The sequence below is a fragment of the Magnetococcales bacterium genome, assembly GCA_015231175.1.
GTDB lineage: Bacteria > Pseudomonadota > Magnetococcia > Magnetococcales > DC0425bin3 > HA3dbin3.
This window is the reverse complement of record JADGBZ010000021.1, coordinates 1-24,204: the sequence shown is the minus strand read 5'-3', so window position 1 is coordinate 24,204 and position 24,204 is coordinate 1. Positions and strand designations below refer to the sequence as shown.

Annotated in this window: 21 protein-coding genes; 16 read left to right on the top strand and 5 right to left on the bottom strand. The window is 56.5% G+C overall.

The features are described from left to right. Positions 1 to 8: 8 nt before the first annotated feature. Positions 9 to 4,640 (bottom strand): tetratricopeptide repeat protein, encoded by a 4,632-nt coding sequence (locus HQL63_06750; protein ID MBF0176531.1) that lies wholly within the window; start codon positions 4,638 to 4,640, stop codon positions 9 to 11. Between the two features lie 255 nt (positions 4,641 to 4,895). Here HQL63_06750 and HQL63_06745 point away from each other — a divergent pair, with 255 nt between their 5' ends. Together HQL63_06745 and HQL63_06740 are read left to right on the top strand one after the other, a co-directional pair. Continuing rightward, a complete protein-coding gene (locus tag HQL63_06745; protein MBF0176530.1) occupies positions 4,896 to 5,972 on the top strand; it encodes a glycosyltransferase family 9 protein in 1,077 nt (358 codons plus the stop codon). 229 nt (positions 5,973 to 6,201) lie between these two features. Next, the gene (locus HQL63_06740; GenBank protein ID MBF0176529.1) at positions 6,202 to 7,113 is read left to right on the top strand and encodes a class I SAM-dependent methyltransferase; all 912 of its coding nucleotides are present in this window, start codon (positions 6,202 to 6,204) and stop codon (positions 7,111 to 7,113) included. Positions 7,114 to 7,233: 120 nt separating this feature from the next. Here the strand turns inward: HQL63_06740 and HQL63_06735 are convergent, their stop codons facing one another. From HQL63_06735 to mtaB, 3 genes are all read right to left on the bottom strand, one after another. After that, complete coding sequence (locus tag HQL63_06735; GenBank protein MBF0176528.1) at positions 7,234 to 7,677, bottom strand: hypothetical protein; 444 nt, start codon at positions 7,675 to 7,677, stop codon at positions 7,234 to 7,236. 408 nt (positions 7,678 to 8,085) lie between these two features. Next, a complete protein-coding gene (locus HQL63_06730; protein ID MBF0176527.1) occupies positions 8,086 to 9,288 on the bottom strand; it encodes a glycosyltransferase family 4 protein in 1,203 nt (400 codons plus the stop codon). Then, positions 9,278 to 10,606 carry a tRNA (N(6)-L-threonylcarbamoyladenosine(37)-C(2))-methylthiotransferase MtaB gene (gene mtaB, locus HQL63_06725; GenBank protein MBF0176526.1) on the bottom strand — a complete coding sequence of 443 codons (1,329 nt, stop codon included), beginning with the start codon at positions 10,604 to 10,606 and terminating at the stop codon, positions 9,278 to 9,280. The genes HQL63_06730 and mtaB overlap by 11 nt, the downstream gene beginning before the upstream one ends. A gap of 119 nt (positions 10,607 to 10,725) precedes the next feature. On the opposite strand from mtaB, the gene HQL63_06720 reads away from it, so the two are divergent. Continuing rightward, the gene (locus HQL63_06720) at positions 10,726 to 12,120 is read left to right on the top strand and encodes a CCA tRNA nucleotidyltransferase (GenBank protein ID MBF0176525.1); all 1,395 of its coding nucleotides are present in this window, start codon (positions 10,726 to 10,728) and stop codon (positions 12,118 to 12,120) included. Further along, entirely contained in the window at positions 12,120 to 13,832 is a 1,713-nt protein-coding gene (locus HQL63_06715; GenBank protein ID MBF0176524.1) for a sigma 54-interacting transcriptional regulator, read from the top strand. The genes HQL63_06720 and HQL63_06715 overlap by 1 nt, the downstream gene beginning before the upstream one ends. A gap of 69 nt (positions 13,833 to 13,901) precedes the next feature. Here the strand turns inward: HQL63_06715 and HQL63_06710 are convergent, their stop codons facing one another. Beyond that, the gene (locus HQL63_06710; protein MBF0176523.1) at positions 13,902 to 14,858 is read right to left on the bottom strand and encodes a chemotaxis protein CheV; all 957 of its coding nucleotides are present in this window, start codon (positions 14,856 to 14,858) and stop codon (positions 13,902 to 13,904) included. 390 nt (positions 14,859 to 15,248) lie between these two features. On the opposite strand from HQL63_06710, the gene HQL63_06705 reads away from it, so the two are divergent. The 12 genes from HQL63_06705 to HQL63_06650 all read left to right on the top strand — a co-directional run. Further along, positions 15,249 to 16,451 (top strand): aldo/keto reductase, encoded by a 1,203-nt coding sequence (locus tag HQL63_06705; GenBank protein ID MBF0176522.1) that lies wholly within the window; start codon positions 15,249 to 15,251, stop codon positions 16,449 to 16,451. Next, complete coding sequence (locus HQL63_06700) at positions 16,435 to 17,397, top strand: hypothetical protein (GenBank protein ID MBF0176521.1); 963 nt, start codon at positions 16,435 to 16,437, stop codon at positions 17,395 to 17,397. The genes HQL63_06705 and HQL63_06700 overlap by 17 nt, the downstream gene beginning before the upstream one ends. A gap of 63 nt (positions 17,398 to 17,460) precedes the next feature. Next, on the top strand, positions 17,461 to 18,423 hold the full coding sequence (locus HQL63_06695) for a DUF362 domain-containing protein (GenBank protein ID MBF0176520.1): 963 nt from the start codon (positions 17,461 to 17,463) through the stop codon (positions 18,421 to 18,423). A gap of 23 nt (positions 18,424 to 18,446) precedes the next feature. Next, a complete protein-coding gene (locus HQL63_06690; GenBank protein MBF0176519.1) occupies positions 18,447 to 19,952 on the top strand; it encodes a 4Fe-4S binding protein in 1,506 nt (501 codons plus the stop codon). Positions 19,953 to 20,335: 383 nt separating this feature from the next. Then, on the top strand, positions 20,336 to 20,764 hold the full coding sequence (locus HQL63_06685; protein MBF0176518.1) for a lysozyme: 429 nt from the start codon (positions 20,336 to 20,338) through the stop codon (positions 20,762 to 20,764). 126 nt (positions 20,765 to 20,890) lie between these two features. Beyond that, the gene (locus tag HQL63_06680; protein MBF0176517.1) at positions 20,891 to 21,052 is read left to right on the top strand and encodes a hypothetical protein; all 162 of its coding nucleotides are present in this window, start codon (positions 20,891 to 20,893) and stop codon (positions 21,050 to 21,052) included. Positions 21,053 to 21,056: 4 nt separating this feature from the next. Then, positions 21,057 to 21,305 (top strand): hypothetical protein, encoded by a 249-nt coding sequence (locus tag HQL63_06675; protein MBF0176516.1) that lies wholly within the window; start codon positions 21,057 to 21,059, stop codon positions 21,303 to 21,305. Positions 21,306 to 21,494: 189 nt separating this feature from the next. Then, positions 21,495 to 21,671 (top strand): hypothetical protein, encoded by a 177-nt coding sequence (locus tag HQL63_06670; protein ID MBF0176515.1) that lies wholly within the window; start codon positions 21,495 to 21,497, stop codon positions 21,669 to 21,671. Continuing rightward, positions 21,607 to 22,332 carry a hypothetical protein gene (locus HQL63_06665; GenBank protein ID MBF0176514.1) on the top strand — a complete coding sequence of 242 codons (726 nt, stop codon included), beginning with the start codon at positions 21,607 to 21,609 and terminating at the stop codon, positions 22,330 to 22,332. Before HQL63_06670 ends, HQL63_06665 begins: the two co-directional genes overlap by 65 nt. Positions 22,333 to 22,346: 14 nt before the next feature. Beyond that, the gene (locus HQL63_06660; GenBank protein MBF0176513.1) at positions 22,347 to 23,057 is read left to right on the top strand and encodes a hypothetical protein; all 711 of its coding nucleotides are present in this window, start codon (positions 22,347 to 22,349) and stop codon (positions 23,055 to 23,057) included. Positions 23,058 to 23,171: 114 nt separating this feature from the next. Continuing rightward, positions 23,172 to 23,378: a hypothetical protein gene (locus HQL63_06655; GenBank protein MBF0176512.1), complete on the top strand. Its 207-nt coding sequence runs from the start codon at positions 23,172 to 23,174 to the stop codon at positions 23,376 to 23,378. Between the two features lie 52 nt (positions 23,379 to 23,430). Next, on the top strand, positions 23,431 to 24,204 hold a 774-nt coding region (locus HQL63_06650), incomplete at its 3' end, for a hypothetical protein (GenBank protein ID MBF0176511.1).

Genomic DNA, 24,204 nt, shown 5'->3' with positions numbered 1-24,204 from the left:
AACACGGCCTACCTGCCGACCATCATGAACGCCGACCAGATATAAGGATGGCGCCACTGCGATGAGTCGAGGAGTTCCAACTGTGTCTCACGCAAAGAAACACGCGGATCCTTTCCTGCCAACATGCGTTTGTAAAATCCGGTCATGAGCGCCTGGGTGCCGGCGTCGCTCACCTCCCACAGGGAGGCCATGACCTTCTCCACGCCAGCCTCCTGGAAGGCACGGCGCAGCCCGTACACCCCCTCTCCTTCATGAATTTCACCCAGTCCGGTTTCGCAGGCCGAGAGCACGGCCAGGCGTGTACCGGTCAGATTGAGGCCCATCACCTCCAGAGCCGTCAACACCCCATCATTCTCTGTATCGATCTCACCCAGATAGGGGGCGTTGGCGTTGATGCCGGCAAAGGCCAGTCCAGCTCGCAACAGGGGATTGTCACCCGGTGGCGGGAGTTGCACTTCGGCGCTGCGCTGTAGCTTGAGAAGGCGTTTCTTCAAGGTGTCATCGGCCTTGAGAAAAAATCCGTGTGTGGCGATGTGCAAAACGTCAGGCTGTTTGCCAAAACCCTTGATGCTCCTTTCCTGGGCATCATTTTGGACATACAGTTTGATCCCCTTCTTGACCTTGACCACGCTTTCGCTGATCAGTTCACCCTCTTTCAAGGCACCAGGCAATGGGTCAAACTTGAGGCCACGCATACCCACCGAAAAAGCGCGCAGGCCGGCGCGTAACTGGTTCAGGGCTACAGAGCGACGGCTGTTTTCCGATGGCGATGCGGCGTTGGCCAGATCGCCGCCCGGCGCACTCTCGCCTTTCCCAGCCGCTGCATCTCCGACAACCACCGCTTCCGGGGTTTGGGCCGGCGTGGCGGACCGCTTCCTCCGCACCTCCGCCAAAACCTTTTCACCCGCCGCCTTCTCCGAATCGTAATCTGGACCGGCAAAGGTGACCATGCCGTCATGGGGCTTGGTCACTGTCCTGGTGATCAGGTCACGGCTTGAATTGAGGATATGCAAATCCACACCCTGGACCAGAAAGGCCATTTTTTCATCGACCAGGGCATTGAAAGGCATGATGTTCAGGATGCCATCCGGGACGACAAATACCTCGGTGCGCTTGCCGAAAAATCCGACCAGGGGTTGCCATACCTCGGCATAAAGTTCGGCGCCCACTTTCTTGAACTCCGCCTCCTCGGCAGCTTCATCCTGGATGATGGTCCGATAGTCGATGACGAGCTTCTGAATTTTCTTCAAATCTTTGTAAACAACCATGCCATATTTTGGCTTGCCATTTTCCTTGGTGAGCAGACCGGCGAGCATCCCTTCCGCTTTCCCGTCACGGTAATCCAAAAAGTCTACCAGTACAGCCGATTCAGGGAGTTGACTGGCTAAATCCGCCAAACCGACGGGAACCGCCTTTTGACGAAAATGCAGGCTGGCTCGGCCCAGGTCACCTTCCAGGGTGTTGATGCGATCTTCCAAGGTGTTCAAATGGCGCAAATGTTCCTCGCCGCTGACTCCCTCCTTGGGACCGGCCAGGGTCGTGGCAGCCAGATCCTTGCGGGCCTTGATCAGATCCTCGGCCAGTTTCCCCAGGGCCGGATCCAGGGAGAGGCGGGCAATCTGCTGGACTTCAGAAGAAATTTTCAGCAACAACCCCTTGCGTTGCAGGGCGGCTTCCAGGATCTCCCGGCCAGCGTGTTCCGGCGGCATACGGCTCAGTGCTCCCAGATAGGCGTTAAGCTCCGGCTGATGCAGACGAACATACCCCTCCCGGGCATTGTCTCCGGCTACCCACATCATCCTGTTGAGAAACTCCGTGCGGCGCGAAAAGAGGGTCTGACGCAGACGAAAAGCCTCTCCGGTATCCTTCTGGGCATCCTTGACGGCGGCAAAGCCATTCAGGGTCTCAAAGGTGTAGGGGTGCTGCGGACCCAAAAGTTTCTCTTCCAACTGCAACGTTTTCTGGAAAAGCTGATCGGCCTCCTTGTAGCGCTTCTGATCCCGGTAGAGCGCAGCGAGATCCTGCATGGAACGCAGGGTATCCATGTGGTTGGGCCCCAGAATCTCTTCGCGCAGGGCCAACGTTTTTTTGAACAATTTTTCCGCTGCATCAAGACGGGATGTCTTGTGCAGGGCTCGCGCCAGGTTGTTCATGCTTTTCAGGGTCTTCGGATGTTTCTCTCCCAGGGTTTTGCTCCAGAGCGTGACCACCTGCTGAAACTGTTCGGCGGCCTGGGCGTCATCCTGGCGCATCATCTCCAGATAGGCGAGATTGTTGATGAAGGCCACGGTATCGGGGTGCTCCCGCCCAAGACGTTGGCTGGAGAGCGCGATGATCTTGCTGTACAGGGGGCGGGCCTTGTCAAAGTTTCCCTGGCTCTCAAAGAGCATGGCTAGGCTGTTCATGGTGGCGATGGTGACCGGGTGCGCCTCCCCCAGCAGCCCGCTCCCCCATTTGAGGGCCTCCTTGAACATGGGTTCGGCTTGATCGTAAAGCCCCTCTCCTTCAAACACCAACCCCAGATTGTTCAGGATCGTGATGGTCGTTTGATGTTTCTCCCCAAGGACTTTGCGCGCCCGGCGCAGGGCCTCGGCATGGATCCTTTCCGACTCCTCCTGCTGCCCGGCTCGTTGCAGAATGCCAGCCAGTCCGCTCAGAGTGGCGATGGTGTCCGGATGATCCTCTCCAAGGGTTTTGCTCTCCTCGGCAAGCACCTGCCGGGTCAAATGTTCCGCCTGGGCAAAGTCGCCACGATCCTCCAGAACCTGAGCCAGCAGATCCCGGGCACGTACCAGCAGCCGACCCGCAAGAGGAGGCTTTTCCTTTTCTCCTGTGGACAAAATTTCTTTCAAGATCCCTTCAGCCTGATCGTAACGGGCCTGAAAACGGTACAGCTCCGCTTGTCCGAGGCGGGTCTCACGCAAGGCTGGGGCAGAGTCGGGTTGCAAGGTTTTGCGCAGTTCAACCAGCTGGGCGAAAGCGGTCTCCGCCACGTCGAGGCGGCCTTGTTGCAGATACAGGCGGGCCAACTGTCCCAGACAATCAGCCCTTTCGTCATGGTGGGATCCCAAACGCTCACCCAGTTTTTGGCAGAGGTCGGCAAGCCCATTTTCAGCGTCTGCGTATTGGCCGAGATTCTGTTGAATCCGGGCGATGGCCCGTCCAGTCAGCAGAGTCTCCGGATGATCAGCCCCAAGTGATTTTTCGTAGCCCCGGCGCGTTTCCGAATAGGCCCGCAACGCCTCCGGATAGAGGTGACTCTCCTCCAGCATGCCCGCCATGCGGTATTGCATGGCCAGGGTCTCCGGGTGTTCGTCGCCCAGAAGTTTGCGCGTCCCCTGCGTGGCTTCGGTCAGTAGGGATCGGGCCTTCGTCTGTTGCCCGGTCCGAAACAGGTAGGTGGCGACATCACGGCGGGTTGCCTGGGTCAAATAGTGACCCTTGCCGAAATATTTTTGAGCACTCTCCAACCCCGACTGGGCCAGCTTCAGGGCTTCAGGATCCCGTCCCTGGGAGCTGGCGACCGCAGCTTGATCCAGAAGCGCCGACCAATCATTGACCCGTTTGGCCATCTCCGTTCCCTTGGGTGGCGCAGAGACCTCAGTCAGGCGTTTCTCCATGGCTTCTGGTTTGAGTGAGAGCAGCTCAAAAAGTTTTCCGTTGTATGCGGCGATCCTTTCCCATTTTTTGGCTTTGACAGCCTGGGTCACGGCCCGTTTGAAAAAGTCCGCCGCCTGGTTGTTGTCTCCCGTCTGGGCGCTCAATTGCGCCACTTGGCCGAGAATCTCGACATCTTCGGGAGAAAGGTCCGCAGCGGCCTTGAAGTGTGTCAAGGCGCCTTCCCTGTTCCCGGCCTGCAAGGCCTGTTCGCCCTGATCAGCTTCGGCGGCCCCGGCTCCTTGCCATTTGGAAGGGGGTGATGTCGCAGGGCCATGATCGGTTCCCGTAATGCCTTGCCGGGTGTCCGAGGCTGAGGTGGCTACTGCACCGGGTTCACTGGAAACAACCCCGGCCTTCTCCCCGCCCTGGGCCATCTGATACCACCGTTGCGACTCCTTGGGGTTGATGGAAACCCCTTCTCCCTTGGCGTAAAGGTAACCCATGTGCCGCTGGGCCACGGGATGGCCCTTCTCTGCGGCCTGCTTGAACAACTCGGCAGCCTTCTTGGCGTTCGCCGGGGTGCCCGTTCCCATGAGATACATGAGCCCCAGGTTGACCTGGGCATCGACATGGCCCTGCTCCACGGCTTTCTGGTACCACCGGAAAGCCTCCTTGTCGTCCGGTTTTTTGATGCCCTGACCACGGAAATACATCTCGCCCAGCAGGTTTTGCGCCGTGGCATGGCCCTGTTCCGCAGCCAGCTTCATCCACTTCATGGCCTCGGAAAGATTTTCCTCCACACCACGCCCAAGGAGGTAAAGCATGGCCAAATCCGCCTGCGCCTGGGCATCCCCCTTGGCGGCTGCCGTCTTGCTTGTTGCGATCTTGTCGGGAGAAACCATCGCAGCGGGAGCAGCGGGAGGGGAGGGTGCCCCAAACACCCCCAAGGGAGCCAGCAACAATCCGACCCCAAGACCGGCCCACGGGGGAGGAAGAAACCGAAGCGACGTCCAGCGTGGCAACCACGTTTCCGGGTGCATGTTCCCAATCCGCCCAGTTGCATCGAGTTGACCCATCAATCACCCACTTACCCAGGATAGCAGATTTTTTTGTATGGTGAACGACAATCCCGTTCTGTTTGTACGGTTGTCCCAATCGTTGCATCTGACCGTGCGCCCGGCATGCTGCACGGAGGTGGAGAAAATTCTCATTGGCCAATTTTATCCTTTCCTGACATAATGCGAGACTGGGCGGTGGGAAGGGAAGATCCTCGGGTTGGCGTATTGGGCACGATAATGAAAGTCCTTGTGTTTCGGTTCGGATCTCTCGGTGACACCGTCCTTGCCCTGCCTGCGCTGAGTTGGATTCGCTCCCACTACGGCGCACAGAGTGAAATTACCCTGCTTGAAAACAGATCTTTTAATGCGGAGGTTGCGATCAGGCATCTCCTCGAAAACACACCGTATATCGATCATTTTCTTGCCTATCCGACGGGAAATCGTAGTTGGAGTTTCTACCGGGAGTTGTTGCTCCTCTCGCAAAAAATTCGTCGGGAAAAATTTGATGTCGTGATCAGTCTGGCTCCCGGACAGCGGTTCGGTCGTGTAGCTCATTGGCGTGACAGCCTTTTTTTTCTTTTTTGTCTCATATGGCATCAGGTCGGTTTTTTCCCCTTTCCGCGACGCATCATTTATCCCCGCGACGCAAACGGTCGCCCAGCCGTCGTTCCTTCGGAAGCCTGCTTTTTGTTTGAACGTCTGACGTCCAGCGGCTTTGCAACGGGAAGGTCGTTGGCTGATCCCCTTTCGCCGCCAGACATCAAGTTGACCGAGGAGGAGTCAAAACAGGCGGACGCTTGGCTGGCCGCCCATCGGCGCCATCCTGACCGGCCCCTGGTGATCATGGCCCCTGGCGCCAAGCAACCTGTCAACCGCTGGCCCCCTGATCGTTATGCGGCGCTGGGTTCTCTCCTCCTTGAGAAAAAAATTTGCGAAATACTGATTGTTGGCGGAAAAAACGAGATTTCCCTCCAGGAAAGACTCTTGAACACCTGGCAGGATGGCTTGGGTGCGTCTGGTATGTTTTCGCCGCGGATTACCGCTGCCATCATGGCAAGGAGCCAATTGTTCATTGGCCCTGACAGCGGTCCGGTACACTTGGCATCCGCCGTCGGAGTCCCTTGCGTGGCCATCTTTTCCGACCGGGATAACCCGGGACGCTGGCATCCGTTGGGAAAGGGGCACCACGTCATTCGCAAAGCGGTCCATTGCGGCGGTTGTTGCTTCTCCACCTGCCCGCGTTCCGACCATCTCTGCATGACATCCATCAGCACGTCCGAGGTGTTGGATGTGGTGCTGAAAACATTGTCGTGATACCAGGGGCCCTTTCGTAACAAAAGGTATGGTTGAACCGCCCGGGTGGCTCTGCTTGCCCTTGCACGAGGTCTGGTTCGGTCGCCGTTGATTCTGGAGATCAATGCGGTTACCTTCGACCGGTAACTTGGCGGCGGGTGAATGGTCGAAGACCGTGCGCTCGCGGTGCCAGGGCTTCTCCGGGGAGCGTGTTTGGAGTGACTCTTGACCCTGAAAGGGGAGATGCAACATGGACAAAAGCAGCCTGGGAGATTTTGCATCCCCCATTGCCACGCCAACTTCCCCGGAGCAAAGATCCCGCTGGCAGGAGGCAAACCGCACCTGGTGGGAAAACAATCCCATGCAGTATGACTGGAGGGATGGCCTCGAACACGAAAAATTTTCCGAGGCCTACTATCGCGAAATCGATGCGCGTTTTTTCAGTTCGACAAGATCGATCATGCCTTGGCAGTCGATTCCCTTTGATAATCTGATCCCATTTGCCCATCTGCAAGATAAAAAATGCCTGGAAATCGGCGTCGGATGCGGTACCCACGCTCAACTGATTGCCCAACATGCCGGGGAGTTTACCGGTATCGACTTGACCGAACACGCCGTTCATTGTACGCGGTCCCGCATGGAACTTTCTGGCATCCGGGCGCAGATTCTGCGCATGGATGCGGAGGAGATGACCTTTCCCGATCAGAGCTTTGACTTTGTCTGGAGTTGGGGGGTGATCCACCACTCCGCCGACACCCCCAAAGTTCTCTCCGAAATTCACCGTGTGCTGAAACCCGGTGGCAAAGCCCACATCATGGTCTACTACCGAAATTATTGGAACTATTACATCATTGCAGGGTTGTTCTTCGGTATTTTGAAAGGCAACCTGTTCCGCACCGGATCCTTGACGAAAACTCAACAACTGGCCACCGATGGCGCCCTTGCGCGGTATTATACCATCCCGGAGTGGCGAGCCCTCGTCGAACCAGGATTCGCTGTGGATGAGGTGCAAATCTTTGGGCTCAAACCCGAGATACTGCCCATGCCGGCGGGACGCGCTAAAAACTTTCTGCTGGCCGTCATCCCGGACGCCCTTGCCCGGTTTTTTGTCCATCGCTGCAAAATGGGCTCTTTCCTGGTTTCAAAGTTGACCAGGAGATAAAAAATCCGCTCATGTTGCAAATGGTGTGGAGCGAATCTTTGCAAGTCGGCGAACTTCCAACTCCCCCTCGGTAGCTGAGAGATGCCGAGATTAAGAAATAAAATGATAAGAATCAATGTGTTATAATAACGTTGTCCCTCTGGCTGCCTCGTCGCCAAAAACTTCCTGTAATGAGTGCGCCTCAATTGCCCGATCGATCCATGCATCCAGGGTATCGAGATTGGCGGCAAGAACCTTTGGCTCCACCCAGTCTGGCAGATCGGAGAAACGACGGCGGAGGATTCGGAGTAGAATCGCGACCTCACCCTCCTGGCGGCCTTTTTGTTCGCCGATCTGAAGACCTTCCTGAAGACCTTCCTGAAGACCTTCCTGAAGACCTTCCTGAAGACCTTCCTGAAGACCTTCCTGGTATTCTTGCACCAGGAGATGCCCAGGTTTTGGCAAAGACGCAAGCTCCTCATCGGGTGTTACGTCTACCAACCAATCAAGCCACTCCTTCCCAAGCTGGGAGACGTATTCGGGCGTGACTCCTTCCATTTCTGGACTATTCAATGAACCCTTCATGAGTAACCTCCACAAACCGACGACGGTCCGTTCAAATGCAACGGAGACTCTGAACAACCCTGCATGTTTGATCGTCTCGAACGCCTTTTTCCGCTCTCGGAAAGCAGCCTGAATCCTCATCAGTTTTCAATTTTCAAAGAGCCATTTGAAAAAGAAGGTTCCGACGGTCCGCGCCCAAAAACCGTTGATGTGGCATCGGGCCGCTCGGAAACAGCCCCTACGCGCCCGAATTGTCCCGGATTTTACCCATGCAGTCCATCAAAATCGGTAAGGAGACTCTACCACAATGCCCGGAATCGGGCTGGATGAGACAATCCGGAAGGGACAACCTTGGTAAATGCCCTGCCAATATTGAACCAACAGTTTTGGTATCAATATATTGCGCATTCACCAAGAAAAAAGTTCAATTCAAAGGGCTCTGGTGACCGATTGCACGGCGCGAATGATGCCATCCCGGGCGTGGGGCAGCCCCCACGCCTGCATCTTGTTCCGGGCAGCCTCTCCCATGCTCTTCAGGTGGTCACCGGGTTGCATGGCTTGTTGGAGGATGTGTGTCAAGGCGGTCGTCTCCCGGGCTGGGAATATCCACCCTGTCCGACCGGGTTCCACCAGGTCAGGTCCGCACCCCACCTGGTCGCTGAGAATGACCGGGACGCCGCAACACATCGCCTCATTGACACCCAATCCCCATGTTTCGTCATAAGCCGATGGCAGCACAAACACATCTCCCAACCGATAGACCAGGGGCATGCTGGTCTGGTTTTGGAAGGGGAGAAACAGGACGTTGGCCTGGGCGGCTCCTGCCTCGATTTTCAGGCTCTCCGCCAACTCTCCATCCCCGACAAACACCAGGACACTCTCGGGAACACGCGCCCGGATGAAGGCCCCCAGAAGCTGGAGAGGTTGTTTTTTGTCCTGAAATTTTCCGGCAAAAAGAGCGACCTTGTGGGTGGAGGGAATGCCCAGACTGGCACGCCAGGCGGCGGCCTCCTCTCTTCGTGTGGCATCGTTGGTCGCAAAACGGTCATTGTCCACGATGTGTGGGCAATGAAAAAGTTTGTCGGATGCAACGCCAAAACTGAGAAAATAGTCCCGGTTCAAGGTGCCGCAGTAGAGAAACCCCTGGCAACGGTGAAAAAGCCGCCGCAATACCTGCGCCCGCAGCCACCGTTTGATGGGAGTTCGAGGCGAAAGGAGGTGGGAATCCCCGCGAAACAGAACCGGTATGCCGCGTGCCGCCAGGGAGCGGATGGCCAGAAAATGGCTCTGATGCATATACCCGTTGATCATCACCACGTCGGGCTGCCAGGCCAGCACCCGCTTGACCAGCTCCGGGTTGTGCAGACCACGGAAATGGTGGCCGCCGGGGTTCCGGGCAACATTGGGGACAAACTCCCACGGATAGCCCGTCAGGAGGGGAATATCCCAGGAAATCCGCTTTTGGAAACCATGGTCAAAAAAACCGGTTTCGCCCCGGTTGTCCCAGGTATAAAAGACCTGGATCTCCAATGTAGTCTGCTGATGCAAAGCCACCCAAAGCGGGACATGATACTGGATGGGATGGGTCACGATGATCCCAAGGCGTATGGGGCGTGAAAGGTCAAATTTCATGATCGGCATCCCCACATTTTCCCACCAGGCCCATGTTCGGCAGATCCACCCTGGCAACCTGTACCGAAACCAGTTTGCCAACCAGGTCGATATCCATGGCGGGAAAAACAAGCGGAAGAAACTCTCCGGTTTTGCCCCGGGCATGGCCCTGGGTTACCGACTCCACCAAAACCTGGAGTTCATGCCCCACCGTTCGGGCGAGAACATCGCCAAGGATGACCTGGGTCGCTATCCGTAAACGCTCCGCCCGCTCCCGGACCAGCTCGGGGGAGGGGCGGAGATGGGATGGGATCCGGGCTGCCGGAGTGCCGGGACGGTCCGAATAGCGAAAAATATGAGGCAGGGCGATTTGACCTTCCTGGAGCAACTCCAGAGTGTTGACAAAGGCAGCTTCGTCCTCGGTGGGAAAGCCGACAATGATGTCGGCGCCTAAAACGATCTCGGGACGCCGGGCGCGTATGGTGTGGATGACATGCAGGAGTTGGGCTCGGGTGTAGGGCCGACGCATGTGCTTGAGAATCAGATCGTCGCCAGATTGGATGGAGAGATGCAGGTGGGGGCAAAAGCGTGGCTCGGCCAGCACCTCGGCAAAAAAAGCCGGATCAAGATCTTGTGGGGCGATGGAAGAGAGGCGTAAGCGACCCAACCCCGGCAGAGGCAACAATGTCCCGATGAGTCGGGTCAGAGAGACAGGGGAGGGCAGATCGCGCCCATAAGATCCCAGGTTGATGCCCATCAGGACCAGTTCCTGAAACCCGTGTGCCAATAATTCTTTTGCCTGAATGATAACCTGTTCGAGATGTGCCGAACGGCTTGCCCCGCGCAGGGCCGGAATGACGCAAAAGGTACACCCTGCATCACAGCCATTCTGGACGTGGAGATAGGCACGCGCCCGATCCTGGACACCGCTTTCCGTCAGGCCAGGGAGGGAAAATTCCCCGGCTTCGGAGCGGACAGGCAGGGGGCGGTCCGCTTCCGCAGGGTCAGGTCGCTGGTTGGCCAACACCGCGAACAAATCCTCCTTTCCATCGTTGCCCAGGATCAGCGATACACCAGGAATGCGCGCCAAACCCTCCGGATCCCTCTGGGCATAACACCCCGTGACCACGATACGGGCGCCGGGATGTTCCCGCACGGCGCGCCGAATGGCCTGACGGGCCTGCCGTTCGCTCTCTCCGGTAACCGAACAGGTGTTGAAGACAACCACATCGGCAGTTTCGCCCGATTTGGCCTGGCGATAACCAGCCCGCTTGCCGGCACGATACAGCATGTCGGTCTCGCATTGGTTGACCCGGCACCCCAACGTGATGAAAGCCATGCGTTGGCCTGCACTCCTGTTTCCATCCTCATGCATTGACGGCGACCTGATCTTGATCTACGTTCATCCTGCCGTTCGGCTGGGGTGTCTCCAAATGGGTCCACGCGCCAACAAAAACCATGTACCTATCCCTGCAAAGAGGCCTCTCCCCTTTTGTCCACTCGCTTCTGGACGACCTGGACCGTTTGATCGGTCCGATTTTTCTGGTTGGAGACTCCCTGCGGGACTCCTTGCGCAACAAAGCCCACCCCGATGAACTCGCCATTCTTGTCTCCCACCCCTTGCCGCACTGCCAACGCAAACTCCAGGATGCAGGATATGCCATGGCTGTCATGGGCAACAAGCATAACAGTTTGTTGTTGCCTCTGAAGCGCAAGGAAAATCCCAAAATGGTGGAGATAGCCACCTTTCGTCATCGCCCCTCCCATCCGGCGACCGTGGCGGAAGATCTTTCCCATCGTGACATCACGGCCAATGCGATGGCCTTCCATTGGCCGGATGGACCTTTGATCGATCCCTACAATGGTCGCGCCGATCTGGAAAACAATATCATCCGCCTCGTCAACGGCGCGGAAACCCTGCTGGAAGATCCGCTGCGTGCCCTGCGATTTTTCCGCTTCACCCTGCAACTAGCCGGCAAGCCGGACCAGGATGATCTGAAAAATTCTGAAGAGACTGTGCCAAACCATGTGGCCCAGGAAAGGGTTCGCGCTGAATTCGACCAAATCTTCACCTTGCTGCTCAGGGATCGGTTTTCACAGGATATGGTCCATCGCCTGTTTCGCTCGGTGCTGGGCCGGGAGTTGTTACCGGAGTTTGCCGCCCTTCAGGAGTGCCCGGAAGTTCCGGGGGAGCCCCAAAGCGCCTGGGAAAACTCCCTGCGCATGCTCCTGAACATGACGGCCCCGGCTGCCGAAGAGGAGGTCTCCTTCCTGGATCTGCGATGGGCATCCCTGCTCCACCAAACAGGAAAGGGCGTTTGTGGCCGAAAAGATGCGGAAGGCAAAATCGTCGACTATCCCGGGTTTCATGAAGAGACCATGCGCATCAATGCGGGCATTTTGAGCCGGCTGCAATTTTCCAAACGCCGGCAACGCCGGATCAACCATATGGTGCAACACCTGGATGTGCATCAAACCATGACGGATCGGGGGTTGCGCAAGCTGATCGAACAGACCATCCCGGTGGAGGGGTTGTTCCGCCTCCTGCGCGCCAAAAAGGAGGCCCTTCCCAACACCACATCCGAAGAGAATCTCAAAATTGCCGAGGAGTTTACCCGCTCCATGCGTCGCTGCCATCTGACGCGCGAAGCCATGTTGCGTCTCGATCCAGCGGATTTGGCACTGACCGGCGGAGAAATTCTCGACCTGGTTCGTATGGCGCCCGGTCCCTGGCTGGGGCAGTTGCGCCAGCGTCTGGTGGAGTGGGTTGGGCAGGATCCCAACCGCAATCAGAGGGAGTTTCTGGTGGCCCAGGTTCGCGAGTGGATATTGCAGGAAGAAGGGAAATTTTGATGGGCTCAAAAATTCTCATCGTGGATGATGATTCCCATATCCGGTTTATATTTCAGTCTTTTTTGACCAGTGCCGGTTATGATGTCGTCACTGCCGAGGATTACGATACTGCCCTTCGCATCCTGGATGAGGGCGGACTTGATCTGCTCTTTACCGATATTCACATGAACGGAAAAAGTGGCCTGGAACTGCTCAAGGAGGTGCAAAGGCGGTGTCCCGGTGGCCCCTACGTCCTGGTCATCACCGGTTTTCCCAACCTGGAGACCGTCCAGGAGGCACTGCGGGCCGGGGCCTATGATTACCTGGTCAAGCCGATCTTGAAGGAAAATTTGTTGCGTCAGGTCAAATCCGCCCTGGATCATAAATCCATGCGGGATGAGCGGGAACGCATGCAACACCGTCTGACGGCTGTATTCAACAGTGTCAAAGATGCCATCATCACCGTCGATGCCGCCTCGCGGGTCATGGAGTTCAACCTGGCCGCCCAGCGTATTTGCGGCCTCACCGAAGCGGCAACCGGACACCCCCTGCACGTGGACAACCGCCATTGTGAAGGTCAATGCCAGGAGGCCTTGCAGCGGGTCTTTGAAAACAAAAACCGGGCAGAGATTGTTCGGTTGCCATGCAACAACTCGGTGCATCATGGCCAGATGGTGGATATCTCCGCATCGCCTCTGTTCGATGAAAACAGCCGGTTTCTCGGCGCGGTCATGGTGGTGCGGGATGAAACCCGCCTGGCGGCTCTGGAAAAAAATCTTGGCGAGCGGCAGGGGTTTCACGGCATCATCGGGCGTAGCCGAAAAATGCAAGAAATTTATGCGCTTATTGAAAATCTGGCCGATGTGGATACCACTGTCCTGATCACCGGAGAAAGTGGTACCGGCAAGGAGCGTATCGCGGATGCCCTGCACAGAAAAGGTGTGCGCCATCGCGGAACCCTGGTCAAGGTCAACTGTTCGGGGCTGTCGGAAACCTTATTGGAGAGTGAACTTTTTGGCCACGTGCGCGGGGCCTTTACCGGTGCGGTCAAAGACAAGATCGGGCGTTTTCAACTCGCCGACCATGGCACGATCTTTCTGGACGAAATTGGCGATGTCTCAGCCAAAATGCAAACCCGATTGTTGCGGGTCTTGCAAAACAAGGAGCTGGAACGTGTCGGAGAGAGTCGCACGGTCTCTGTGGACGTGCGCGTCGTGGCCGCCACCAACCAGAACCTGCGCGACAAGATTGCCCAGGGCCTGTTCCGGGAAGATCTCTACTATCGCCTGAAAGTGGTGGAAATCCACCTTCCTTCCCTGCGGGAACGTCGGGAGGATATTCCCCTCCTGGTCGAACATTTCATCGGGAGATTCAACGCTTCGTTCGGCAAATCCATATCGGGCGTTTCAGAAAATTTCATGAAGGTTGTCATGGCCCATCCCTGGCCGGGAAACATCCGAGAACTTGAACATGCCATCGAGCATGCCTTTGTCATTTGCCGGGACTCGTTGCTCGATGCCAAGGATTTGCCCCCGGAACTGGCCCAGGTGCAGCCCCAGGCGTACACCGCAGCGACCGCTGCCTCCCCGGAAGGGGAGCGTGAGCTGATTACGCAAGCCCTGGAAAAGTTCGGCTGGGTCAAGTCCCGGGCGGCACGCAGCCTGGGCATGAGCCGAAGCACCCTCTATCGGAAAATGCATGAACTGGGAATCCAGGACACCCCCAACCTGTGATTCATATACCCGTGTGCAGGTTCCATCAGCCGAAACGACCTGATGACCGACAGCAAAGAGAGGGGGGCGTCAGCCTCGGTAACACCCTGCACCCTGTTCCCGGATTCTGGAGACCTGCTCCAGAACCACACGGGCAATGTTTCCGGGTTGGAATTTTGGAATGAAGTCGTTGGCTCCGACGGCGTCTGCCTTGACCTTGTTGGCTTGGTTGCTCATGGAGCTGTGGAGAACCAGTTGGATTTTGGCCAGATCCGGGTTTGCCTTGACCTGCCGGGTGAAGGTAAAACCGTCCATGCCGGGCATCTCGATGTCGGAGATGATCAAGCAATACCGAAAACGGGAATTGGGCTCCAATGACTTTTCCAAGGCCGCGAAGGCGGACTCGGCATTGTCAAAGACATGGTGTTGGACTCCCAACTGCTCAAGCGTGGAGGAGAGAAGATTGCGGGCTGCACGCGAATCATCCACTGCCATGACGTGAAAGTTGTCGATGCTGAGTTTATGCCCCTCTTCGATCATCTCCTGGGGAACCGTATCCTCAACCCCCATGATCTCGCCCAGCACCTTTTCGATGTCGAGTATCTGGATGGATTTTCCTTCGTCGTCGTAGGTCAGGGCGGTCAGGTAGCCCGAACTTTGTGTGCCGTTGCCCGGACTCCGTATATCTTTCCAGCTGCGGGTGATCAGCTTGTTGGGACTGCTGATGAGAAATCCCTGGATGGAGCCGCTGTATTCGCAGATAATGACGTAGCTGACTCCTTCATTCGTATCGACGGGCGCCATGCTCAGGGCACTGGCCAGATCGATGACGGTGACCAACTGTTCACGAAAGTTGATCGCCCCCAGAATGGCGGGATGGCTCTGCGGCATGACGGTCACGTTTTTCGGGGTTTCGATCACTTCGATGATCTTGAAAACGTTGATCCCGTACTGTTGGGAATCCGTTAAGAAAAATGTGAGCATCTCCATTTGATTGGAAAAAGCCAGATTGCTCCTCTGGTCGATCTCCTTCATGAAATTATCCATGAATCATTCCTGTTCTTGATTGATGGGGGTTATCGTTTCGAGTCTGCCGTTTTGCACGCATTCGGAGCCGGACTTGCCGAAACCGAAAGGATAGCAACCATTCAACACCCTTGCAAGAAAAGCTTTGATATAAAAGACTTTGTCAGAGCTGTGCCCCGAACCCAACCAGGACTCGCTTCCGGATATGCCAGGAAGCCGGCTCCCTGAATCCCGATGCGTTGTCGGGTGGAGAACTGTGGCCGGAAAACATGATCTGCCCATGGTTGACACAGCAAAAAACGTGCAGAAAATAAGGAGGGATCTGTACAATCTTGCCAAGTCTGCTGGATACCCGAACATATCGTGCCTGATCATGTACTGTAACTGGCCGTCATGAAAGGAAAAAACGTCATGAAACGTCGTGATTTCATCAAGTCTTCCGTGGCTCTGGCTGCGGTCACCACTTTGGCTGGAGAGGTTGCCCCCGGCAGCGCCGCCGAGTCCGACAAAGCCAGTATCAAAAATTATCGCACCCTGGGGCGCACCGGGATGAAAATCAGTGATATCTCTTTCGGTGCGGGAAAATTGCCTTCGGCCTCCCTGGTGCTGCGGGCCATCGAACGGGGTGTCAACTACTTCGATACGGCTCCGGACTATGGCCCCAGTGAAAGCCTGATCGGCGAGGCCCTGAAACGCCTGCCAGACCGGGGGAAAATTTATATCGCCTCCAAATTTTGCCAGTCTAAACCGTACCCTGGTCATCTTCCCGTGGGAAGTAGCGAACAAGATTATGTTGCCGCAGTTGAGGAGAGTCTCAAGCGGTTGGGCACGGATTATCTGGATGCCGTGTTTGTCCATGCTGTGGGGGAGAGCCCGGATTTTGACAAGGAGCGGAAGCGGTTGTTGGATCCCAACATGCTCAAGGCCTACGAACGGTTGCGCCGGGATGGCAAGGTGCGTGCCCTGGCCGTCTCATCGCATGGCCCCCACAACATGGAAAAGCTGCTCATGGAGGCGGTCGATTCCGGCCATTTTGATTTGATCATGCCGGCTTTCAACTTCATGAAATTTCCCAAAGTTCCTGAGGTGCTGAAAGCCGCAAGCCAGAAAGGGGTCGGCGTGGTCGCCATGAAAACCCTTGCCGGCGCCAGAGAGAGCGGCGCTGATCTGCGCGGTGTCTCCGAACACGCCGCATTCAAGTGGGTTCTCAAACATGCCGAAGTCGGTGGCCTCGTTGTCACCTTTGCCAATACCGGTCACCTGGATCTTTACCTTCAGGCTTCGGGACAGGATTTCTCTGCCACGGATCAGAAGCTCCTCGACCAATATGCCGCTCGCCACGGCCAGGACTATTGCCGCACCGGCTGCGGCGATTGCGAAGCGGGTTGCCAGGCGGGTCTTCCCATCGCCTCCATCCTGCGCTACCAAATGTATTTTGCAGACTACAAGGACGAGAAACAAGCCATGCAATCTTACGCCGCGCTGGAGAAAAATGCGGCCATTTGTCAAAATTGCGACTCGGCTTCCTGTAACCAGTTGTGCGCCTATGGTCTGCCCGTAGCCACCAAGCTGCGCGCCGCCCATCGGCAACTCTCCTTTGCCACGGTTGCCTGACTTGCTCTCTCCCCCTGCAACGCCGTGGGTTACCCGGGTGCTGCTGCTGCTCCTGCCCCCTCTGTTGGCGCTGGCCGTCTGGTTCGACGGCCAGCACTATGACCCAGGTCTGTTGGAGTTCCAAAAGGGTAGCCATGTCACGTCCGAGATGGCGCATATGTTTCCCGATTCCCTGGGACCGCTGAAAAAAATGGGGTCCGTCCGGGAGTATACCCGGGAGAATCTCTACGAATACATCAACGGCCATGCCGATTTTTTTATTGGTGCAGGTTTTCGGCACTTGACCGTTGGCGAGTATGGCCCTTCTGGAGCGCGTCAACCCTCCCTGGTGGTGGATCTGTATGACATGGGCAAACCCATGTTTGCCTTCGGCGTCCTCATGGAGCAAAAAAGTTCCCAAAGCCAAACGGTGCATGTCGGAGAGATGGCCTTTGTTGCCGATCGGACCCTCTCCCTGATCAAGGGCCCCTACTATGTGCGCCTGGCCGCATTTTCCGATGAGGGTTCCTTGCAGGAGACCGCAGCCCTTCTGGCTGGAAAAATCGTGCCCAAGACGGGCGAAGAATCCGATCTTTCATTTTCTTTTCCAGACTTTGGCAATGTCGGTGACACCCGCTTCATCAAGGAAAACTATCGTGGCATGAATTTTTTGAATCATGTGGTGGAGCGCTCCTTCAGTGGAGAAAAGGGAGAGAGCCGCACCGCTTTCCTGATTGTTGGCACTCCAGAAGAGACCGCAGCCCTGGAAAAGGCGCTCCTGTCATTCCTCCAGGGGGAGGAGATTCCCTACCGTCTGGAGCCTCAGGGTGATGCCAAAATCGTGCGCATCAGCGACCGTTACGAGGGTGATTGGGTCTTGGCCATCGGACGCCAGCGACTCCTGGGGGTGTTCGGTCCTCTGCGTCCGCAACACATGCAACGCCTGGCGGAGTATGCCAGGCAATAGCTCCTGTTTTTGGAGGGTTTTGTGTCTGCAAAAAAGCCCAGAACCGATCGAACCCAACCTGTTTTGAGTCGGCGGCAGTTTATCCGCGAGATCTCCATCACCTCCGGGCTTGCAGCGGGGATCGGTGTTGGGGGCTGGTTGGCCTACAGCAACGAACCCATCCGCCGCCAACCGGAGGTGATCCACAAATTACGGGATTTTCGTGTTCCGCCATCCGCTCACCACCCGCAGTTGGCCGTGGTGCGGGGAACAGATGTGCCGCGCATGACCAGAGAGGCCATCACCCGGCTGGGAGGCATCGAGCGGTTCATCCAGCGTGGCGACAAGGTTTTACTCAAGCCCAATGTCGGCTGGGACCGGCAACCCGAGCAGGCCGCCAATACGGGGCCGGAGTTGGTGGCGGCCATGGTGCGGCTTTGCCGGGAGGCCGGGGCCAAGGCGGTCTGGGTCACCGATCACTCTCTCAATGATCCGGCGCGCTGTTTTTTCCGTTCCGGGATCGAAGAGGCAACCCACCAGGCGGGGGGGGAGATACGGCTGCCCCGGCAGGAGGATTTCGTGCGTGCCGACCTGGGGGGAACCCTGCTCAAGGTATGGCCGGTTTCACGCTTTTTTCTCGAAGCTGACAAGGTGATCAACCTGCCTATCGTCAAACATCACTCCCTGAGCGGCTGTACCCTGGCCATGAAAAATTGGTATGGGGTGATCGGTGGCACGCGCAACCGCCTGCACCAGGATATCCATACCTCCATCGTGGATCTGGCTGCCGCAGTACGTCCCACATTGACGGTCATGGATGCCACCCGGGTTTTGCAACGCAACGGACCTACCGGTGGCAGCGTGGCTGATGTCAGCCGGGAAAATACCTTGATCGCCGGTCTGGATGAAGTGGCCATCGATGCTTTCAGCCTGCAATTTCTCAACCTGCAACCTGAAACGGTTCCGTTTCTCGCCTTGGGTGAACAACGGGGGCTGGGACATGTGCGTTGGCAAGATCTGAACGTTTCCCAGACCCAGATCGGATGATTGTCATGCGCTTCTTGCCTGAACTGCGTGCCCTGCGTCGCTACCATGCGACTTTCTTTCTCGGAATGTTTCTGTTTTTTTTGCTGGTGAGCGACTTTCGCCATTTACGGGGGTACGATGTCTCCCTGTTTTTGGAGCTGGATCCCCTGACCGCCCTGGGTGGTTTGTTGACGAGCCACACCCTGTACAAAGGGCTTGCCTGGTCGTTGGTGATCCTGTTGTCAACTTTGTTTCTCGGACGTTTTTTTTGTTCCTGGGTCTGTCCCTTGGGCATTCTCAACCAGCTTGCCGGCTACCTGTTCAATCGGCGGCGACCGGTGGATGCCTATGCGGACAATCGGTATCGCTCCATTTTTCGCGTCAAATACTATCTATTGACCGCTCTCCTTCTCCTGGCTTTGTTGGGGGGACTCCAGATCGGTCTTTTAGATCCCATCGCCCTGTTGGAGCGCTCTTTCGCGGTTGGCGTGTTGCCGGCGGTCCATGGGCGGGAGATCCCCCTCTATCCATACCAGCCCTATTTCCATGGCGGGATTTTGATCAGCATGATCCTGTTGGGGATTCTTCTGGCTAACCGTTTCATGCCCCGTTTTTGGTGTCGGGTGATGTGTCCGCTGGGGGCCCTGTTGGGGGTCTTTGCCCTTCGCGCCCCCTTGCGGATTCGTCGTGATGTGGACCGATGCACCTCTTGTTCCCGATGTCTGGAGGCTTGTCAGGGTGGGTGCGATCCCCACACCGAGTTGCGTGTCAGCGAGTGCCACCTGTGCATGAACTGCATCGAGGCTTGTTCCGAAGGGGCCTTGCACTATGGCTTGTCGCAGCCACGCAGCTCCGTTCATCAGTCTCTGGATATCGGGCGGCGTCGTTTGGTGGAATCCGGGGTGACTGCCTTGGCCCTGTTTCCCATGCTGCGCAGTTCCCGTTCCGCCTTCGCGCATCCTGTTCCCGAGGTGATTCGTCCTCCCGGGGCCCTGCCGGAAGGGGATTTTTTGGCCCGGTGCATCAAATGCGCAGCCTGCATGCGGGTATGTCCCACCAACGTTTTGCAACCGGCACTGCTCGAAGCTGGTCTGGAGGGGTTGTGGACCCCCATCCTGATCAACGCCCAGGGCTATTGCGAACAATATTGTGTTCTTTGTGGGCAGGTCTGTCCGACGGCGGCGATCCGGCCCTTGTCGGTGGCGGAGAAGGTTGGGGCCAAACCTTTCCCACACCCCATCAGGGTGGGCACCGCTTTTTTTGATCGGGGCCGGTGTCTTCCCTGGGCCATGCACACCCCATGCATTGTTTGCGAAGAGATGTGCCCCACCTCTCCCAAGGCGATCTGGTTCCAGAGTGTCGCCATTCCTGACCGCGAGGGCAAACCTGTGGCATTGAAACAGCCCTTTGTGGAACCCTCCCGCTGCATCGGTTGTGGCATCTGCGAAAACAAATGCCCGGTTGTGGACCAGGCCGCCATCCGGGTGACATCCGTTGGGGAGAGTCGCTCGCAACGGAACAAAATGATCCTCAAGGGAGATGTGGCGTAAGAAGAAACGGCGGAACCTGTTTGGCCATAACGATTGAAAGACTGGGATGGGAGTCCAGGGGAAAGGGCTGCGCTCTTTCCCCTGGTGGGGTCCGGGGCGAAGTCCTGACGAAGGCTTTTATGTCCAAGCTTTTCTTGAGAGAGTGGTGAATCGTTACCAAAAAATAAAAAAAATGGTCAACCGATCATTTTTTTTATTGCAGGAGGGCGCAAAAAGGGGTAAAGGTTGCACCCATAATAGGTGAGTTATGTCATGAAGCCTCTTCGCCGTCCGGGTGAGGGGGCTTTTTTTATTGTTGTTGTTTATTGGTGACCCGCCCCAGGCGGGTTTTTTCATGCCTGCTGCGGGTGACCGGAGCAGGCTTTTTTTCTGGAGGAACGAAAATGGATCGTGAAGCGCTGACCAAACAGTTGATCAGACACGAAGGGATTGCCTTGCGTCCGTATCTCTGCCCGGCGGGCCGGGTCACCATCGGCGTTGGCCGAAACCTGGAGGATGTGGGCATCTCGGAAGCCGAAGCGATGGTCTTGCTGAACAATGACCTGGATCGGGTTGAAGGGGAGTTGCAACGTTATCTGCCAGGGTTCAACGATCTGAACGATGTGCGGCGGTGTGCCCTGATGGATATGTGTTTCAACCTGGGTATCAGTCGCTTTCGGTTGTTTCAACGATTCGTCGCCGCCATCAACAATAAGGATTTTACTCTGGCTGCCCAGGAGATGCTGGATTCCCGTTGGGCAAAACAAGTTGGGGAGCGGGCAAAATATTTGTCCCGCATGGTCGAAACCGGCAAGGAGATGCACGATGAATGAAGGCAGAAACAAGCTGACACATTGGGGAAGTTGCCTGGTCTTGCTGACCGGGCTGATGGCCATGGTGGCCATGGTGCCTTTGGTCATTTCCGGTATTGGTCATCTGATCGGGTTGGTGGTGCTGTGATGAAATACGTGATGGAAAGATTGCAGGAACCTTCTACATGGCGGGGCATGATCATGCTGGCCACAGCGTTGGGTATCGATATGCGGCCAGAACTTGTGACGGAGATCATCGCCACGGGCACGGGGTTGGCCGGTCTTGTTGGCATGTTGACAAAAGGGTGATGTCATGAACGAACACTGCTGCGAAAATCAAGATATTTTCAATGAAATATCCATGCATCTTGGTGAAATCAAAGGGACTCTGGCAGCCATTCAGGGTCGGCAAACCGAGATCACGGAGTGGATCGGGGGGCTCGACAACAGGTTGCGTGCCGTGGAGAGCCGTTCCGCCGTATTTGGCATGCTGAGCGGCGGAGGCGTGGCCATGGTTGTCACCGCCCTGGGACAGTATTTCCGTGACAAACTCTCCGGGTGACCAACCTGTCTTTGGTGTTTTCCGTGCAGAAAAACAGGTTTAACCATGAATGAGAACAGGACGAAACGAACACGAAAAAGCAAAATCGATCGAAAATGGTGGTTGGATAAACTTCAGACCGTTGTGGAACGGTGTCTTCAGGAAGAACCAGTCAAGGATCGGTCTGGCAATCCCACGGGGGAATTTAAAATGGACGTTTCCGGGGCCAACAAGGCACTCGAACTCATCGGTCGCCACCTGCAACTGGAAGCCGGAGCCGATGATGCGGATTCCGTACTCAAACACCTGCAGGCCATGACAGATGAGGAATTGGATGACCACATCGACAGGTTTATCAAAGAAACATCTGCTGACTTTGATGCTTAAGGAAAAAGAGCGTCGGCGGCGCTTGCGGCGGTTGGATGATTTTTATCCCGATTCCGGACCTCTGGCCCGGGACGGCTATCAAAAACATATGGCTTTTTTCGCCAGCGGCAAAAGCCACCGCGAGCGATTGATGCTGGCGGCCAACCGCATTGGCAAAACTGAAGGGGTTGGAGGGTATGAGGTCACCCTGCATCTGACGGGACTCTATCCGGAGTGGTGGGTTGGCCGGCGCTTTACCAGCCCGATCCGGGCCTGGGCAGCAGGTGATACCACCCAGACCGTCAGGGACATCATCCAAATGAAACTTTTGGGACCGCCCAGCGATGTCGGAACCGGATTGATCCCGGCAGTTTGCATTGCAGACATCAAGAATCGTTCTGGAAGCGTTCCTGATGCCGTGGAGACCATCACCGTCCACCACCGGCAGGGGGGAAAAAGCCGCCTGGTCTTGAAAAGCTACGATCAGAAGCGAAAATCTTTCCAGGGAACCGAGCAGGATGTGGTCTGGCTTGACGAGGAGCCACCACTCTCCATCTACGCCGAGTGTTTGATTCGCACCATGACAACCAATGGCTTGATCATCTGCACTTTCACGCCCCTCTCAGGTATGTCCGAGGTGGTGCGCCACTTTTTGCCACACGGGAGGTTGCCGGAATCATGAAACCATTTGTCATCATGGCGGACTGGAATGATGCGCCCCACCTGACCGAGAAGGACAAGGAAGAGCTGTTGGCCTCCATCCCTCCTCACCAGAGGGCGGCCAGGGCCAAAGGGATTCCATCCCTGGGAAGTGGCGCCATTTACCCGGTTCCAGAGGAAGAAATCGCGATCGACCCCATGGACATTCCATCCTGGTGGCCAAGAGTCTTCGCGTTGGATGTGGGATGGCAGCGCACGGCAGCCGTGTGGGGGGCATGGGACCGGGAAACCGATGTGCTCTACCTCTACTCCGAACACTATCGGGGCCAGGCAGAACCTTCGATCCATGCCGCCGCAGTCCGTGCCCGGGGCGTATGGATTCCTGGTGTCATCGATCCTGCTGCCCGGGGGCGTGGGCAGAAGGATGGAGAAAGTTTGTTGCAGGCCTACAGGGATCTTGGCCTGACCATGGAACCAGCGGACAATGCCGTCGAGGCGGGTATCCATGCGGTTTGGGAACGACTCTCCAGTCAGCGCCTGCGCGTTTTCAAAACCATGCAAAACTGGTTTACCGAGTATCGTCTCTACCGGCGGGATGAACAGGGACGCATCGTCAAGGAGCATGACCACTTGCTGGACGCCACACGCTATCTGGTATTGAGTGGTCTCAAACGAGCCCAGGTCCACAACAACCCGCAGCGCCAAGTTGCCTCTGTGCATGCTGCGGACAGAGAAGTTGGTTATTGAAGGGTCAAATATGCACCTGTCCGGCACCCACAAAAAAACGACAACCGTCCAAAGTTTTTTTTGAAAAGGTGCCGAACAGGTGCCGGATGTCAACAACACTATCGGGAGATTACCATGGTAGATTCAGGCAGCGAAACCTGGAAGACGATCAGTCAGTGGGCCAAAGAGGAACTGCAAAGATGCCATGAAGATATCGTCATCTCTTCGCCCATGGAAGAGACGGAAAGGTTGCGGGGTCGCATACAAATCTTGACCGCCCTGCTGAGTCTGGCCCGGCCACGTGGGCCGATCACGGCCTTTATCCCGGATTACAGGGTTTGAATGGCCTCCACGTTGGATATCTGCTGGCCAAAGACTTTTTTTGGAGAGCATCATGAACAGAGTGTTTGATAAGGACAGGTCCGCCTTCAGGTGGATCTCCAGCGATGGCCATATGGCCTTGGTTCCATGCATCGCCTGGAACTCGCCATTCCTGCCGGCGGAGGGGGCGCAGACCCAAAATCCGGTCCTGTTTGTTCTCAACCCGCTGGATCCGATTCACCCCCAGGTTGGTAACGGTACGGGAACCTTTGAGCGGGCCTCTTCCGCCACCGTCAAACAGAGTAGTCATGTCTGGGTCGAAGTCGGGAGCCATATCCATCGGGTGTGGAACGGCACCTATGACAATGGCTGGTCCGCACCCGGCATCACCACCACAACCCACTACAATGTGACGTGGTACAACCAGGACGGGTTTGGCTTGTTGCTGGAGCCGAGCAGGACGAACCATGTGACCTGGGGGCGTGACCTTACGCAATCTTACTGGTCAAAATCCGATGTATCGGTGACGTTCGATCAGGTTGGCATCGAGGGCGTGGTCAACAGCGCTTCGAAGGCAACGGATACAAACACAGCAGCTTTTGGCCTGCTGTACCAACAAACCAACAGACCACAGGATCACTCAGTTGCCTGGAGTGTTTTCAACAAAATCGACGCCACGGCGGGAGGCTGGGTTCATCAAATCGGCGGCGATGACAATCCAGACCGCGCTTGTGTGGATTCCTACCCTGTCGAGGGCACGTACAACGCCGCAACAGCCCAGACTGGCAGCCCTTCGGATTGGGGTGGTGATGCCGGGTGCGGACCAGCCATTGTCATAGGCGCCGTT

Coding starts and splice junctions, on each gene's coding strand:
- HQL63_06750 (MBF0176531.1), bottom strand. CDS start 4,640: ATGCACCCGGAAACGTGGTTGCCACGCTGGACGTCGCTTCGGTTTCTT.
- HQL63_06745 (MBF0176530.1), top strand. CDS start 4,896: ATGAAAGTCCTTGTGTTTCGGTTCGGATCTCTCGGTGACACCGTCCTT.
- HQL63_06740 (MBF0176529.1), top strand. CDS start 6,202: ATGGACAAAAGCAGCCTGGGAGATTTTGCATCCCCCATTGCCACGCCA.
- HQL63_06735 (MBF0176528.1), bottom strand. CDS start 7,677: ATGAAGGGTTCATTGAATAGTCCAGAAATGGAAGGAGTCACGCCCGAA.
- HQL63_06730 (MBF0176527.1), bottom strand. CDS start 9,288: ATGAAATTTGACCTTTCACGCCCCATACGCCTTGGGATCATCGTGACC.
- mtaB (MBF0176526.1), bottom strand. CDS start 10,606: ATGGCTTTCATCACGTTGGGGTGCCGGGTCAACCAATGCGAGACCGAC.
- HQL63_06720 (MBF0176525.1), top strand. CDS start 10,726: ATGTACCTATCCCTGCAAAGAGGCCTCTCCCCTTTTGTCCACTCGCTT.
- HQL63_06715 (MBF0176524.1), top strand. CDS start 12,120: ATGGGCTCAAAAATTCTCATCGTGGATGATGATTCCCATATCCGGTTT.
- HQL63_06710 (MBF0176523.1), bottom strand. CDS start 14,858: ATGGATAATTTCATGAAGGAGATCGACCAGAGGAGCAATCTGGCTTTT.
- HQL63_06705 (MBF0176522.1), top strand. CDS start 15,249: ATGAAACGTCGTGATTTCATCAAGTCTTCCGTGGCTCTGGCTGCGGTC.
- HQL63_06685 (MBF0176518.1), top strand. CDS start 20,336: ATGGATCGTGAAGCGCTGACCAAACAGTTGATCAGACACGAAGGGATT.
- HQL63_06680 (MBF0176517.1), top strand. CDS start 20,891: ATGAAATACGTGATGGAAAGATTGCAGGAACCTTCTACATGGCGGGGC.
- HQL63_06675 (MBF0176516.1), top strand. CDS start 21,057: ATGAACGAACACTGCTGCGAAAATCAAGATATTTTCAATGAAATATCC.
- HQL63_06670 (MBF0176515.1), top strand. CDS start 21,495: ATGGACGTTTCCGGGGCCAACAAGGCACTCGAACTCATCGGTCGCCAC.
- HQL63_06665 (MBF0176514.1), top strand. CDS start 21,607: ATGAGGAATTGGATGACCACATCGACAGGTTTATCAAAGAAACATCTG.
- HQL63_06660 (MBF0176513.1), top strand. CDS start 22,347: ATGGCGGACTGGAATGATGCGCCCCACCTGACCGAGAAGGACAAGGAA.
- HQL63_06655 (MBF0176512.1), top strand. CDS start 23,172: ATGGTAGATTCAGGCAGCGAAACCTGGAAGACGATCAGTCAGTGGGCC.